Consider the following 13,419-nt stretch of genomic DNA (forward strand, 5'->3'; position numbering starts at 1 on the left):
ATCGGCCGCTGTGCCGTGGGGCGGCGCGTGACGGTGCCCGGTCTCACCGAGGTCTCACCGCGGACTCACCACTTCCTTCCGAGCTCCTCACCGCCGCCCGGCCTGCTGGGCCGCGAGCCGCACCGGAGCGTTAGCGGCGCCGTACCCCTGGTAGCCGCCGTCCCGCTGCACGAGTTCGAAGAAGACCCGGCCGACGATCTCGGTGTAGCAGTGCCGGAACGCGCCGTGGGCGTCGTGGTCGTAGAGGATGCCCAGTTCGCGGTACGTGTCCAGCTCGCCGTCGGCGAACTCGTAGCGGGCGGCGAGGTCGTCGTAGTAGTTCGCGGGCACCGGCAGCAGGCGACCGCCCGCGTCCCGGAAGCGACGGGCGGCCGCCATCACGTCGTCCGTCGCCAGGGCGATGTGCTGGGCGTGCACCGTGTCGTCACCAGGCGCCGCGCCCACGGACAGCGCGATCCGAACGCTCCCGTCGCCGGCGGCGACCGCGCGGCTGCGCAGCAGGCCGTAGGGGTCGGCGAGGTCGACGCTCTCCTGCGCGGTCAGGCCGAGGACACTGCGGTGGAAGAGCGTGGCCTCGTCGAAGTGGTGCCAGGGCTGGGTGAGGGCGAGGTGATCGATCCGGGTGGCGGAGGGCACCGCGGTGTCGGGCAGGTCGGTGAAGTCAGCGCGCCAGTCAGGGAGTTCGGGGTCGGCGACGGTGGCGGAGGCGGTGGCGCTGGCGCCGGTGGCTGTTGCTGTTGCTGTTGCTGTTGCTGTTGCTGTTGCTGTTGCTGTTGCTGTTGCACAGAAGAACAGTTCCGTGCCGTCGGGGGCCGCGACGGCGTCGAGCGGGGCGTCCTCGGGGCCGCGTCGGCGGGGCAGCACGGGGGCGAGCAGGGCCTCCGCGCGACGGGCGGCACCGGCCGGATCCGGGGATTCGAGGCCGATCGCGGCGAGCCGGGTGCCGTCGCGGCGGGCAGTGGCGGCGGTGTTGACCAGGATCCGGGCTTCGCCCCACTGCCACAGATCGACGGGCTTGCCCCGGTGCCGGGCGGCACGGGTGAAGCCGAGGGCGGTCAGCAGCCCGGTGACGGGTTCGGCGTCCGGGGTGAGGAGTTCGGCGAAGGCGACCCCGGTGGGCACGACGGCCGGCGGCAGCGCACCGGCGCCGGCGGCCTCCCGCAGGAGCAGCAGCGAGCGGTGGGCGTCGACGGCGGTGGAGCCGGCGTCGGCCTGCCGGAAGACGTCGTTGAACACCTCCAGGGACAGCGGGCCGCGATAGCCGGCGGCGAGGACATGCCGGAGCAGCCCGGCGAGGTCGAACCCGCCCTGGCCGGGGAAACAGCGGTGGTGGCGGCTCCACTGCAGGACGTCCATGGCGAGCAGCGGGGCATCCGCGAGCTGCAGGAAGAAGATCTTCTCGCCGGGTATGTCCGCAATTCCTTCGAGGTCCTCGGGTTCAGAGCCGCGGGAGAGGATGTGGAAGCTGTCCAGACAGACGCCGAGCGCAGGATGGCCGGCGGCCTCGACGATGCGCCATGCGTGGTCGTAGGTGTTGACGTGCCGTCCCCAGGCGAGCGCCTCGTAGGCCACCCGGATTCCGAACTCATGGGCTGAATCAGCTAGTTGAGAAAGCTGACGGGCCGCCAGCGAATCGTCGTCCACGGCGTCGGGCGAGACGCTGGAGCACACGAGGACCGTGTCGGCGCCGAGCCGGTTCATCAGCGCGAACTTGTGCCGAGCACGGCGCAGATTGCGGGCGAAGACGTGGTCCGGAACGGCCTCGATGTCGCGCAGCGGCTGGTAGAGGTCGACGCTGAGCCCGAGGTCGGCGCAGCGGGCCCGGATCTCCTCGGGAGTGAGAGGGCTGGCGAGAAGGTCGTTCTCGAAGATCTCCACCCCGCCGAACCCGGCACGAGCGGCGGCGGCGAGCTTCTCGGTGAGGGAACCACTGAGGGAGACAGTGGCGATGGACGTGTGCATACCTGTACTCCCCAGAGTTCCTGTACCCCCGGGTTCGAGCGAAGCCGAGAACTCGGGGGAGCGATCAACCACGAACGACCCGCACCCGTCATCCCACAGGACTCCCCGAACTCTCGACGCCCGCCAACTCCGAGAAATCGGCCAGCATCCGCCCGCTGTCCGGCATCCGCCCCGTGAACAACCGAAACGCATCGGCAGCCTGAAACACAGCCATCCCACCCCCGCCCAGAACGGCGCAGCCTCGTGCGACGGCGGCCCGCAGCAGTTCTGTCTCCAGCGGCCGATAAACGACTTCCGCGACCCACAAACCGGGATGCAGCAGCTCTGCGGGGAGGGGCAGTCCAGGGTGCGCAGCCATTCCGGTCGGGGTGGCATGCACCAGCCCCCCTCTGCCGTCGGCCTCGCCAAGCAGCCCGGCCACCCGATCAAGCGTCGCCGCCTCCGCCCGGCCAGGGCCGAAGTGCCGGACGAGGGAGTCGGCCAGGCCGGCCGCCCGCGCGGGCACCGCGTCGACGACGGTCACCCGCCCCGCGCCCAGAGTGAGCACGGCATGGGCGACCGCCGTCCCCGCACCCCCCGCGCCGAGCTGGACGACCCGCTCCAGCGGGGCGTCCGGCAGACCGCGGGCGAAGGACGCGGCGAACCCGGTCACGTCGGTGTTGTGTCCGACGGCCCGCACACCCTCGAACACCACGGTGTTGACGGCGCCGAGCGCCTCGGCCTGCGGGGAGAGCGCGTCGAGGTGGTCGATGACCAGCTGCTTACAGGGGTGCGTGATGTTCAGCCCGTCGTAGCCGAGGTCGCGGGCGGCGCGGACCAGATCGCCGACCGCCTCCGGCGCCCGTCCGAGGACATCGAGGTCGAGGAGCCGGTACAGATAGCGCAGGCCCTGCCGGTCCGCCTCCCGCTGATGCAGGGCGGGGCTGAGCGAGGGGCCGACGCCGGCCCCGATCAGCCCGACGAGATACGCGTCCTTGGCCACGTGGCCCTCCCGAGGCGGCGCTAATGTACGAACCAGTACGTTAGCTATATCAGCCGCGCAAGCCGCGTGGAAGACCCCGGCGGCCTCGGGCGCGCTGCTTCTACAATCACCGGCACGCGCACGAGCGCACGCCGACGAGGCGTCCCCCGGCCCGAAGGAAAGCGATGACCAGCGTCGAAGAACCGGTACGACCCGGGGGACGGGTGCGCGACGCCGTCCGCACCAAGGCAGAGATCCTCGACGTGGCCACGCAGGAGTTCGCCCGGGCCGGCTACGACGGCGCCCGGGTGGACGAGATAGCGGCCCGCACCCGCACCACCAAGCGGATGATCTACTACTACTTCGGCGGCAAGGAGCAGCTGTTCACGGCCGTGCTGGAGCGGGCGTACGGGGTGATCCGCGAGGCCGAGCAGCAGCTGGACGTCGAGCATCTGGACCCGGTCGCGGCGATCCGGCGGCTCGCCGAGCTGACCTTCGACCACCATGAGCAGCACCCGGACTTCATCCGCCTGGTCAGCATCGAGAACATCCACGACGCGGAGCACATCGCGGCCTCCGAGAAGCTCGGCAGGATCGGCTCGCCGGCCCTGGAGGTGATCCGCCGGATCCTCGCAGCGGGGCAGGAGTCGGGGCTGTTCACAGCCGACGTGGACGCCATCGACCTGCACGCGATGATCAGCTCGTTCTGCTTCTTCCGGGTCGCCAACCGGCACACCTTCGGCGCCCTGTTCGGCCGGGACCTGGTGGACCCCGCCCAGCGGGAGCACTACCGGGCCATGCTCGGCGACATGGTGATCGCCTATCTGACGGCGGAGCGGGCGGCCGGCTGACGGCGCACGCACGGACTCTTGACACCGGGGAAGCGCGGGCGCAGCATCCCACCCACCACGACTAACTATCCAGTGGGTTAATTAGTTTCCCCGTAGGAGCCGCCGTGTCCGTCCCCGCCCCCGCGCCCGCCTCCGACGCCCCTCCCGGCCAGCCCTGGAAGGCGGCGACGGCCGCCTGGATCGGCAGCGCCCTGGAGTACTACGACTTCTTCGTCTACGGCAGCGCCGCCGCGCTGATCTTCCCGAAGGTGTTCTTCGACTCCTCCGCCCCGGCCACCGCGACCCTGCTGTCGCTCGCCACCTTCGGCGTCGCCTATGCCGCCCGGCCGCTCGGGGCACTCGCCCTCGGGCACATCGGCGACCGGCTCGGCCGCAAGAAGATCATGGTGTTCACGCTGATCCTGATGGGTCTGTCGACCTGCCTGATCGGCTGTCTGCCCACCCGCGCCCAGGCCGGCTCGCTCGCCCCGGTGCTGCTGGTGCTCTGCCGTGTGCTGCAGGGCATGTCGGCGGCGGGCGAGCAGGCGAGCGCGAGTTCGATGAGCCTGGAGCACGCGCCGCCGGACCGGCGCGGGTTCTTCACCAGCTTCACGCTCAGCGGCACCCAGGGCGGTCAGCTCATCGCCACCCTCGTCTTCATCCCGGTGGCCGGGCTCCCCGAGCACCAGCTGCTGTCCTGGGGCTGGCGGGTCCCGTTCTGGCTGAGTGTCGCGGTCGCCGTCGCCGGTTACGTCATCCGGCGCCGGCTGCGCGAGACTCCGGCCTTCGTCCGGCAGGCGGCGACCGAGGGCGTGGTCCGGCTGCCGCTGGTGGTGCTGGTGCGGGAGCACTGGGCGGATGTGCTGCGGGTGGTCGCGGGCGCGCTCATCGCCTCGGTCAGCACGGTCTTCACGGTGTGGGCGCTGTCGTACGCCACCAGCGACGCGGTCGGCATGTCGCGCACGTTCATGCTGTGGGTGGGCGCGCTGGCCAACCTCGCCGCGCTGGGCGCGATCCCGCTGTGGGCCACGCTGTCGGACCGGATCGGGCGCCGGCCGGTGTTCCTGATCGGCGCGGTGGGCAGCGCGATCGCGATGGCCGGGTATCTGTGGGCGATCTCCACCGGTTCCCGCCCGCTGACCCTGGTCCTCGGGATCGTCGCCTTCGGGCTCGTCTACAGCGCCGCGAACGGGGTGTGGCCCGCCTTCTACGGCGAGATGTTCGCGACCCGGGTCCGGCTGTCGGGCGTGGCGATCGGCACACAGACCGGCTTCGCGGTAGCCGGGTTCGCGGTGACCTTCGCCGCGGGGATCGCCGGTCCGGGCGGCGACGACTGGTCGGCGGTGGCCCTGTTCACGGCCGCGCTGTGCCTCCCGCCGGCCCTGGCCGCGCTCTCCGCCCGCGAGACGCACACGGTCCCGACGGAACTGCTCGGGGCGCGGGCCGGGCGGCAGTCGAGACGAGCGGAGCGGGTCACGGCTTGAGGCGAGGCCGCTCCGAGGCCGGGAGCCGCTACGGGGCCGGGGGCCGATCCGAGGCCGGGGGCCGATCCGAGGCCGGGGGCCGATCCAAGGCCGGTGTCCGCTACGGGCGCGGGTGACGTGGCTCGTACAGGGCGAGTTCGCCGCCGCCGGGCAGGCGGAGAGCCGTCACCCGGCCCCAGCGGGCCTCCTCCACCGGGCGGCAGAACTCCGCCCCCCGCTCGGCGAGTTGACGCCGTGTCTCGTCCAGGTCGTCGCACATCAGCATCAGCTCGTGCGAGGGCTCACCGTCGATGGGGTGACAGGCCACCTCGGCGGGGGGCGCCTTGAAGATGAGCCATCCGCGGCCCGCGTCGACGTAGTTCCAGCAGAGGATGCCGCGCAGAAAGGCCCGGTCGGCCTCCGGGTCCCGGCTGTAGAGCACCACATGTGCACCGTTGATCACGCGCGGAGGCTAGTGCGGCGAACGGAGCCGGACAAGCACCGGCCGCCGACGACCCGCCGCACGGCAGGGCCCAGGGCGCCGCGTTCCCATGCGGCCGAGCTCAGGCGGCCGGGACCACCGCCCCGTCGAGCAGCGGCCCCAGTTCCCGTACCGCCGTGGTCAGGGGGCGTACGTCGTGTGCGGCGCGGGACATCAGGATCGCGCCCTCCAGGGTGCTGATCATCAGTGTGGCCAGGGAGTCGGCCCGGTCTGTGGGGACGCCCAGGCCGGTCAGGGCCTCGGCCAGCGGGGTCCGCCAGGCCGTGAACGCGGCAGCGACGGCCTCCCGGGTCGAGCCGCCGGCGGAAGCGCAGTCGACGATGGCGGCGGCGACCGGGCAGCCCGTCGCGAAGCCGTCCGCCGTGTACTCGTCGGTCCACTGCGCGACCATCGCCGCGAACAGCCCGCTCGGTGCCGGCTCGTCGAGCCCTTGGAGAAAGCGCGCGATCCGTTGGCCCGCATACCGTCCGGCCCACCCGACCGCCTCGTTGACCAGCTGTTCCTTCCCGCCCGGGAAGTAGTGCTGGAGCGAGCCGCGTGGTGCGCCGGCGTGCGCGGCGACCTCGCGCATACCGGTCGCGGCGACGCCGTCACGCCGGATGAGCTGGGCCGCGCTGAAGACCATCCGCTCCCGCGGCCCCCGTCGCGCCTCGCCCATCGCCGACCTCCGTTCCTCCGTTCCTCGCCGCGGCCCCGACGCTGTGAACGCCACTCTATGACCGGCGTCATAACGGCGGCTACTATGACAGCGGTCATAGTCGGCTGCCGGAGCGAAGGGCGGTCCTCGTGAACGTCGGTTTCATCGGCCTCGGAGTGATGGGCCGGCCCATGGCACAGCGCCTGCTGTCCGCCGGCACTCCTCTGGTGGTCTGGAACCGGACCCCGGAGCGCACCGCACCCCTGCGCGCGGCCGGGGCCACGGTCGCCGCGGACGCCGACGAGGTGTTCGCGCGGGCGGACGTGGTGCTGCTGATGCTCGCCGACGAGGCCGCGCTCGACGCCGTGCTCGGCCGCGGCACCCCCGCCCTCGCCGCCCGCGTCGCGGGACGCACCGTCGTCCACATGGGCACCACCTCCCCCGAGTACTCCCACGCGCTGGAGACCGGCATCCGCGCCGCCGGCGGCCGGTACGTCGAGGCGCCCGTCTCAGGATCACGGGTCCCGGCGGAGGAGGGACAGCTGGTGGCGATGCTCGCCGGCGAGCAGGACGCCGTGGCCGCCGTACGACCGCTGCTCGCGCCGCTGTGCCGGGAGACGTTCGTGTGCGGGCCGGCGCCCGGCGCGCTGCTGATGAAGCTGTCCGTGAACCTCTTCCTGATCACCCTGGTGACCGGACTGACCGAGGCATTCCACTTCGCCGAGCGGCAGGGCCTGGACCGGCGGCTGTTCCTGGAGGTCCTGGACGCGGGACCCATGGCAAGCGGCGTCTCCCGGATGAAGGCTCCGAAGCTGCGCGAGCGGGACTTCGCGGTGCAGGCGGCCGCGCTGGACGTACTGAAGAACAACCGGCTCATCGCCGAGGCGGCCCGCAAGGCGCGGCTGGCCTCACCGCTCCTCGACGTGTGCCACGCGCTGTTCGAGGAGACGGTGGCGCAGGGGCACGGCGGCGAGGACATGGTCGCCGTGCTGCGCGCGATCGAGGCGCGGACCGCCGGGGTGTCGTAGCCGGTCGCCGCGGGTCAGCGCTTCGGGGCGCCGTAGACCCGGTCCACGTGCAGGCGCACCACGAGGCGCCGGTCTCGGACCATCGCGGCCCGGTAGTCGTCCCAGTCCGGGTGCTCGCCGAGCACGTCCCGGTAGAGGCGGATCAGTTCCTCGACGGTGTCGTCGTGCGGGTCCGCGGCGACCGGGGACAGTTCGGCCGTGCCCTCGGCGACGGTGTACGCCCAGCGGTCGGCGCTGGTGACGTGGTACGAGGCGCGGGGGTCGCGGCGCAGGTTGCGGGTCTTGGCGCGGTCGTCGGTGACGGAGATCCGGATGATCCGCTCGTCGGGGTCGTAGGCGTGGCTGACGTTGGACAGCTGGGGGCGGCCGTCGCGCTTGAGCGTGACCAGGACGCCGCCGTGGCCCGCCGAGAGCAGTTCGAGCAGTGCGTCCTGCGTGGTGTCGTGAGTCATAACACCGTCAACTCGCCGGAGCGGGCACCGCATTCCCCACACCAGACACTTGGTAGACAGTGTCTACTGGCGAATGGTAGACACCGTCTATGACTGAGTCGGACATCGGGTTGCGGGAGCGTCTGGTCGACGTGGGCGTGGAACTGCTGGCCGCCGAGGGGCTGCGGGCGCTGACCCTGCGGGAGATCGCCCGGCGCGCCGGCGTCTCGCACGGGGCGCCGCGCCGCTACTTCCCCACGCATCTGGAACTGCTGTCGGCCATCGCGCGGCGCGGCTTCACCGGCCTGGCCGAGCGGGCGCGGACGACGCTCGCGCACGCGCCGGCCGCGCCCCGGGCACGGGTGGCGGCGCTGGCGCGGACGTATCTGGAGTTCGCGCTGGACAACCCCGGCATGTACGAGCTGATGTTCCGTCACGACCTGCTGGAGAGCGGGCATCTGGGGCTGCGGGAGGCAAGCGTTCCCTTGTTCGAAGTGCTCGCGGGGCTGGTCGGCGAGGCACGGCCCGAGGCCGACACGCGCCGGGTGGCGGGCGCGCTGTGGGCGAACCTGCACGGGCTCGCCCAGCTGTGGCGCTGGCGCAGCCTGCAACTCGCCGTCGGAAACGAGGACTTGGGGGCGCTGCTCGACGCGGTACTGGCGGCGCACCTGGGCGCGGAGGGCGGCCGGTGAACCGGCGGTGGACCCTGGCGAGCAGCGTCGCGGGGGCGGTGGTCGTCGCGTTGGACGGTACGGTCCTCACGGTCGCGCAGCCGCGTCTGCAAAGGGAGTTGGGCGCGTCGCTCGCCGAGGTGCAGTGGACCAGTACGGCGTATCTCGTCGCGGTGGCGAGTCTGCTGGTGTTCGCGGGGCGGCTCGGTGACCGGTACGGTCAGCGGCGGGTGTTCGCGCTCGGCATGCTGGGGTTCGGGGCGGCGTCAGCGGGGATCGGGGTCGCGCCCGGTGTGGGCTGGGTGATCGGACTGCGGGCGCTCCAGGGGGTGTTCGGGGCGCTGTTGCAGCCGGCCACGCTGGGCATGCTGCGAGCCGCGTTCCCACCGGACCGGCTGGCCACGCCGCTCGCCGTGCGGACCGCCGCGATCGGGCTGGCGGCGGCCGCGGGTCCGCTGATGGGCGGGGCGCTGGTGACGACTCTGGGCTGGCGGGCGGTGTTCTTCGTCAGCGTACTGCCCGCGCTCGTCTTCGGCCTGCCGGCCCTGTCGCGTCCACAGCGCACGCCTGCGGGCCCCCGCGTTCCGCTGGAACGGCCGCGATGTGTCGTCGTTCGTCCGCGGCGCCGTAGTGGCCGGTCGCGCCCACACGGCGGTAGCCGCACATCAGACGCAGCCCCGCGCCCCTCAGGAACGCGGCGCAACCCTGCGGGCCCCCGGACACCACTGGACGTGCCGGGTGCCGTGCTGCTCGCGGTGACCCTGTGCTGCCTGGTGCAGGCGCTGACCGCACGGCCGGTCTCCTGGGCGGGGCTCGGCGTCGCCGCGGTCGCCGCCGTCGTCCTCGTACGGCACGAACGGCGTACGGCGAGCCCGCTGCTGGCGCCCGCGGTCATCGGCTCGCGGGCGATCGGGGCGGCCCTCGGCGTCCTGATCGTTGTCTCCGCGGCCCTGTTCGGCACCCTCTTCGTGGCCACGTACGTCCTGCAATGCCGCCTCGGACTCGACCCGTTGCACAGCGCGCTGCGCAGTCTGCCGCTGGCGGTGCTGATGGTGGCGTCCGCCGCGCTGTGCCCCGTACTGCTGCGCCGCCTCGGGGCGCGCGGTACGACGACGGCGGCGACGGCGCTGCTCGCGCTCGGTGTCCTCGTGCTGTCCGGGGCCACATCCGCGCCGGCGTTCGGCTGCGCGTTCGCGCTGCTCGGCGCCGGGTTCGGGACGGTGATGGTGGCGGCCACCCAGGTGGTCGTACGACGGGCTGAGGTGACGGATGCCGGAGTGGCTGGCGGGCTGCAGCAGACGGCGCTGAACGTCGGCCCGGCGGTGGGGGTGGCGACGGCGAGCACGCTGATGGGCACCGGAACCGGGCCCGCACTGCTCGCGCTGGCGGCGGTCGCGGCGCTGGGCGTGCCGCTGGCGCGTGCGCTGCCCGGAACCGACGGCGAGGAGGCGCTCCCGGGGGCCGGCGGCGAGCGTGCCACGTCCGCCGCCGATGGCGTCGCGTCGATCACACACGCCGCTGATGAGCGGGTCCGTGGTGGTGCTCCTGCGGGACGATGAGCAACGGGTGTGTTCCCGGCGGAAGTCGGGGAGACACCGTGGACCAGGCGACCGGAGGAGAGCGATGGCAGAGCTGCGGCAGGAAGTCGGCCCGGACGAGGCGGGGCTGGACGGCAAGGCGCTGGACCGCCTGGACCGGGAGGTCGCCGAATATGTCGACCGGGGCCGGCTGCCCGGCTTTCTCGTGGCCGTGTCCCGCGGCGGCCGGATCGCCCATCTCACCACGTACGGCCGGCGCGATGTGGCGGCCGGGCTGCCGGTCGAGACGGACACCCTGTGGCGGATCTACTCGATGACCAAGCCGGTCACAGCGGTCGCCGTGCTGCTGCTGGCGGAGGAGGGCGGGCTGTCGCTGGACGACCCGCTTCACCGCTACGTGCCGGCGTTCGCCGAACCCGTTGTGTACGAGAGCGGTTCGGGCACGGACATGCGCACCCGCCCGGCGGCCGGCCCGATCCTGATCCGGCATCTGCTCACCCACACCGCGGGCCTGACGTTCGGTTTCTACCACCGGCACCCGGTCGACGCCCTCTATCGCGCGTCCGGGCTGGAGTACTCGGTCCCGCCGGGCGCGGATCTGGCCGAGACGGTCGAGGTGTACGCGCGAAGGCCGTTGCAGTTCGAACCGGGCACACAGTGGAACTACTCGGTCGCCTCGAATGTGCTGGGCCGGGTGATCGAGGTGGTGTCGGGGCGGCCGCTGGACACGTTCTTCGCCGAACGGATCCTGCGTCCGCTCGGCATGACCGACACCGGCTTCCACATCGAGCCCGGACAGGCGGACAGGCTGGCCGAGTTGTACGGCGAGACCGACGACGGCGGGATCACGCCGGTGCCGGGGCTGCCGGTGCGCGGCCGGCCGCGGTTCCTGTCCGGCAGCGGCGGCCTGGTCTCCTCGGCGTACGACTTCCACCGGTTCATGGAGATGCTGCGCCGCGGCGGCGAACTGGACGGCGTCCGGCTGCTGTCCGCGGACTCGGTCGCGCTGATGACCCGCAACCAGCTGCCCGGCGACGCCGTCCTGCGCACCTTCGGCGCCCCCGTCCACCAGGAGCCAGGCAACGACGGGCTCGGCTTCGGCTTCAACGTGTCGGTGGTGACCGACCCGTCCCGCACCCTGGCCCCGTCCAGCCTCGGCACGTACGGCTGGACGGGCGCGGCCACGACCGCGTTCTGGGTCGATCCGGCGCAGGAGCTGACCGTGCAGTTCATGACGCAGGTGCGCCCGAAGACGCTGAAGATCTTCCCGGAGCTGCGGCGGCTGGTGCACGAGGCGCTGGTGGACTGACCGGCCGGGGGCCCGCCGCCCGTGGGGGAGGCGGCGGGCGCCGAGCCGGCCGTCCAGTCTTCAGGAGCCGTGGGCGACGGCGTCCAGATGGGGCAGGATGTGGTCCAGCCGCTCCCGCTTGGTGCGCAGATAGGTGATGTTGCTCTCGCACGGCTCGATCAGCAGCGGCACCCGCTCGGCGACCTGGACGCCGTGCCGTACCAGCGCCTCCCGCTTGCGCGGGTTGTTGGACATCAGGCGTACCGAGCGCACCCCGAGGTCGCGCAGGATCTCGGCCGCGACGCGGTAGTCGCGGGCGTCGACGGGCAGGCCGAGCGCGAGGTTCGCCTCCACCGTGTCCAGGCCCTCCGCCTGCAGGGCCATCGCACGCAGCTTGGCGAGCAGTCCGATGCCGCGGCCCTCGTGGCCCCTCAAGTAGACGACGATGCCGCTGCCTTCGGCGACGACGGCGCGCAGCGCCGACGCCAGCTGGTCGCCGCACTCGCAGTGCCGGGAGCCGAACGCGTCCCCGGTCAGGCACTCCGAGTGCAGCCGGGTCAGTACGTTCTCGGTGCCGATCTCGCCGTACACCAGAGCCACTTGCTCGTCACCGCGGTCGTGGTCCAGGTAGCCGATCGCCTGGAATTTCCCGTACACGGTGGGCAGCGGCGCATTCACCACACGTTCCGCACCCGAACGCCGCGAGGACTTCGTGCCGAGTACGCCGAGGTTGACGCCGGTGTTTTCTGTCATGATCTGATTCCTAAACAGAGACGAAAGGCCATGAAAAGATGAGTGGTTCGGGCGCGCGTGCGGCGGCAGGCGGGGGGACGAACAGCGTGGCGTACGGGGTGGTCCCGACGGACACCACGGACGACGTGAGGGCGCGGGGGGCGGGCGTCTCAGCACAGGTCGCCGTCCTTCCCGTCGGCAGTTTCGAACAGCACGGTCCGTTCCTTCCGCTGGCGACCGACACGCTGGTCGCCTGTGCCGTGGCGCGGGAGATCGCCGCCGCGTACCCGGTGCACCTCCTTCCTCCGGTGACGGTCTCCTGCTCGCACGAACATGCGCAATGGCCGGGGACCGTCAGCATCTCCGCCGTGACCCTGCATGCGGTGGTCTCGGACATCGCGGCGTCGCTGCGCCGTTCGGGCGTCGACGCGCTCGTCGTGGTCAACGGGCACGGTGGCAACTACGTCCTGGGCAACGTAGTCCAGGAGGCATCCGCGCGCGGTGAGCGGATGGCGCTGTTCCCGGCCGTCGAGGACTGGGAGGCGGCGCGGGAGCGGGCGGGGGTGCGCACCTCGCTGCTCACCGACATGCACGCGGGGGAAATCGAGACCTCGATTCTGTTGCACACTCATCCCGAATTCGTCCGCCCTGGTTACGAGTCCGCCGATTTCACCGCTGACGACCGTCGTCATCTGCTCACCGTGGGAATGTCCGCCTATACCGAATCGGGCGTCATCGGCCGTCCTTCCCTGGGCTCGGCGGAAAAGGGGAAGGAACTGCTGGCGGCCCTGGCGGAATCCTTCGAGTCGTATTTCACGCTGCTCACCTCCGCGCGGGAACCCGGGTAGTCCGCTGCGGGGCCGACGGTTACGGCGGCTGCGGCGGGGTCCGCCGTGCCGGTCGCGCCGCGCAGACCGCCGTACCAGCGCACGGCGAGGACGACGGCGCCGGGCAGGCTCGCCACGAAGCTGAGCACGCCGTACACGACGGCTACGGCGACCCCGGTGCCCGCGTCGAGCCCCGCCGCGGCGAACGCCCAGGCGGCCACGCCCTCGCGGGGGCCGAAGCCGCCGACGTTCAGGGGCAGCCCCATGGCGACCAGGGCGAGGACGGCGAGCGGGACCAGCACCGCGACCGGAGCGGCGGAGCCGGCGACCCTGGCGGCCACGACGAACATCGCCAGATGCCCGGCCAGGACGACGGCGGAGGACAGGGCGATGCCCGGTCCGCCCCGGCGGGACAGCAGGCTCTGACGAGCCTCGCCGAGGGCCGTGCCGAGGGCCGTGCCGAGGCCCCCGGCCCGGCGCGAGGGCGCGCGGTTCATACGGACGGCGAGGCCTACGGCGAGTGCGCCGACCACGGCGAGCGCCACCGGC

11 protein-coding genes and 3 pseudogenes are annotated in these 13,419 nt (G+C 72.4%); 7 read left to right on the top strand and 7 right to left on the bottom strand.

Annotated elements, in window-relative coordinates; all coding sequences use genetic code 11:
- Positions 1-87: 87 nt before the first annotated feature.
- Both M878_RS56695 and M878_RS56700 read right to left on the bottom strand, forming a co-directional pair.
- Positions 88-1,962 (bottom strand): bifunctional sugar phosphate isomerase/epimerase/4-hydroxyphenylpyruvate dioxygenase family protein, encoded by a 1,875-nt coding sequence (locus M878_RS56695; protein ID WP_023545401.1) that lies wholly within the window; start codon positions 1,960-1,962, stop codon positions 88-90.
- A gap of 88 nt (positions 1,963-2,050) precedes the next feature.
- Positions 2,051-2,944, bottom strand: coding sequence for a shikimate dehydrogenase (locus M878_RS56700; RefSeq protein WP_023545402.1), 894 nt, complete (start codon positions 2,942-2,944; stop codon positions 2,051-2,053).
- Between the two features lie 164 nt (positions 2,945-3,108).
- Here M878_RS56700 and M878_RS56705 point away from each other — a divergent pair, with 164 nt between their 5' ends.
- Together M878_RS56705 and M878_RS56710 are read left to right on the top strand one after the other, a co-directional pair.
- Positions 3,109-3,774 (top strand): TetR/AcrR family transcriptional regulator, encoded by a 666-nt coding sequence (locus tag M878_RS56705; protein WP_023545403.1) that lies wholly within the window; start codon positions 3,109-3,111, stop codon positions 3,772-3,774.
- Positions 3,775-3,878: 104 nt separating this feature from the next.
- Positions 3,879-5,237 (top strand): MFS transporter, encoded by a 1,359-nt coding sequence (locus tag M878_RS56710; RefSeq protein WP_023545404.1) that lies wholly within the window; start codon positions 3,879-3,881, stop codon positions 5,235-5,237.
- 100 nt (positions 5,238-5,337) lie between these two features.
- Here the strand turns inward: M878_RS56710 and M878_RS56715 are convergent, their stop codons facing one another.
- Both M878_RS56715 and M878_RS56720 read right to left on the bottom strand, forming a co-directional pair.
- Complete coding sequence (locus M878_RS56715; protein WP_031224331.1) at positions 5,338-5,679, bottom strand: VOC family protein; 342 nt, start codon at positions 5,677-5,679, stop codon at positions 5,338-5,340.
- 100 nt (positions 5,680-5,779) lie between these two features.
- On the bottom strand, positions 5,780-6,376 hold the full coding sequence (locus M878_RS56720; RefSeq protein ID WP_031224333.1) for a TetR/AcrR family transcriptional regulator: 597 nt from the start codon (positions 6,374-6,376) through the stop codon (positions 5,780-5,782).
- A 101-nt stretch (positions 6,377-6,477) separates the two neighbouring features.
- On the opposite strand from M878_RS56720, the pseudogene M878_RS56725 reads away from it, so the two are divergent.
- A pseudogene (locus tag M878_RS56725) lies at positions 6,478-7,383 on the top strand (NAD(P)-dependent oxidoreductase); the annotation flags it as partial.
- A 14-nt stretch (positions 7,384-7,397) separates the two neighbouring features.
- On the opposite strand, the gene M878_RS56730 reads toward M878_RS56725, so the two are convergent.
- Complete coding sequence (locus M878_RS56730) at positions 7,398-7,835, bottom strand: PPOX class F420-dependent oxidoreductase (RefSeq protein ID WP_023545408.1); 438 nt, start codon at positions 7,833-7,835, stop codon at positions 7,398-7,400.
- Positions 7,836-7,924: 89 nt separating this feature from the next.
- Between M878_RS56730 and M878_RS56735 the strand changes: the two genes are divergently transcribed.
- From M878_RS56735 to M878_RS56745, 3 genes are all read left to right on the top strand, one after another.
- Entirely contained in the window at positions 7,925-8,506 is a 582-nt protein-coding gene (locus M878_RS56735) for a TetR/AcrR family transcriptional regulator (RefSeq protein ID WP_023545409.1), read from the top strand.
- The gene (locus M878_RS56740; protein ID WP_023545410.1) at positions 8,503-10,044 is read left to right on the top strand and encodes an MFS transporter; all 1,542 of its coding nucleotides are present in this window, start codon (positions 8,503-8,505) and stop codon (positions 10,042-10,044) included. The genes M878_RS56735 and M878_RS56740 overlap by 4 nt, the downstream gene beginning before the upstream one ends.
- 64 nt (positions 10,045-10,108) lie before the next feature.
- The gene (locus tag M878_RS56745; protein ID WP_023545411.1) at positions 10,109-11,332 is read left to right on the top strand and encodes a serine hydrolase domain-containing protein; all 1,224 of its coding nucleotides are present in this window, start codon (positions 10,109-10,111) and stop codon (positions 11,330-11,332) included.
- A 60-nt stretch (positions 11,333-11,392) separates the two neighbouring features.
- Here M878_RS56745 and ribA read toward each other — a convergent pair whose 3' ends face one another.
- Positions 11,393-12,064 carry a GTP cyclohydrolase II gene (gene ribA / locus M878_RS56750; protein ID WP_023545412.1) on the bottom strand — a complete coding sequence of 224 codons (672 nt, stop codon included), beginning with the start codon at positions 12,062-12,064 and terminating at the stop codon, positions 11,393-11,395.
- A 38-nt stretch (positions 12,065-12,102) separates the two neighbouring features.
- Between ribA and M878_RS93780 the strand changes: the two are divergent.
- Positions 12,103-12,873 (top strand): annotated as a pseudogene (locus tag M878_RS93780) (creatininase family protein); the annotation flags it as partial.
- Here M878_RS93780 and M878_RS000000101760 read toward each other — a convergent pair.
- A pseudogene (locus tag M878_RS000000101760) lies at positions 12,759-13,419 on the bottom strand (lysylphosphatidylglycerol synthase domain-containing protein); the annotation flags it as partial. The pseudogenes M878_RS93780 and M878_RS000000101760 overlap by 115 nt on opposite strands.

The sequence above is a fragment of the Streptomyces roseochromogenus subsp. oscitans DS 12.976 genome, from assembly GCF_000497445.1.
Lineage (GTDB): Bacteria > Actinomycetota > Actinomycetes > Streptomycetales > Streptomycetaceae > Streptomyces > Streptomyces oscitans.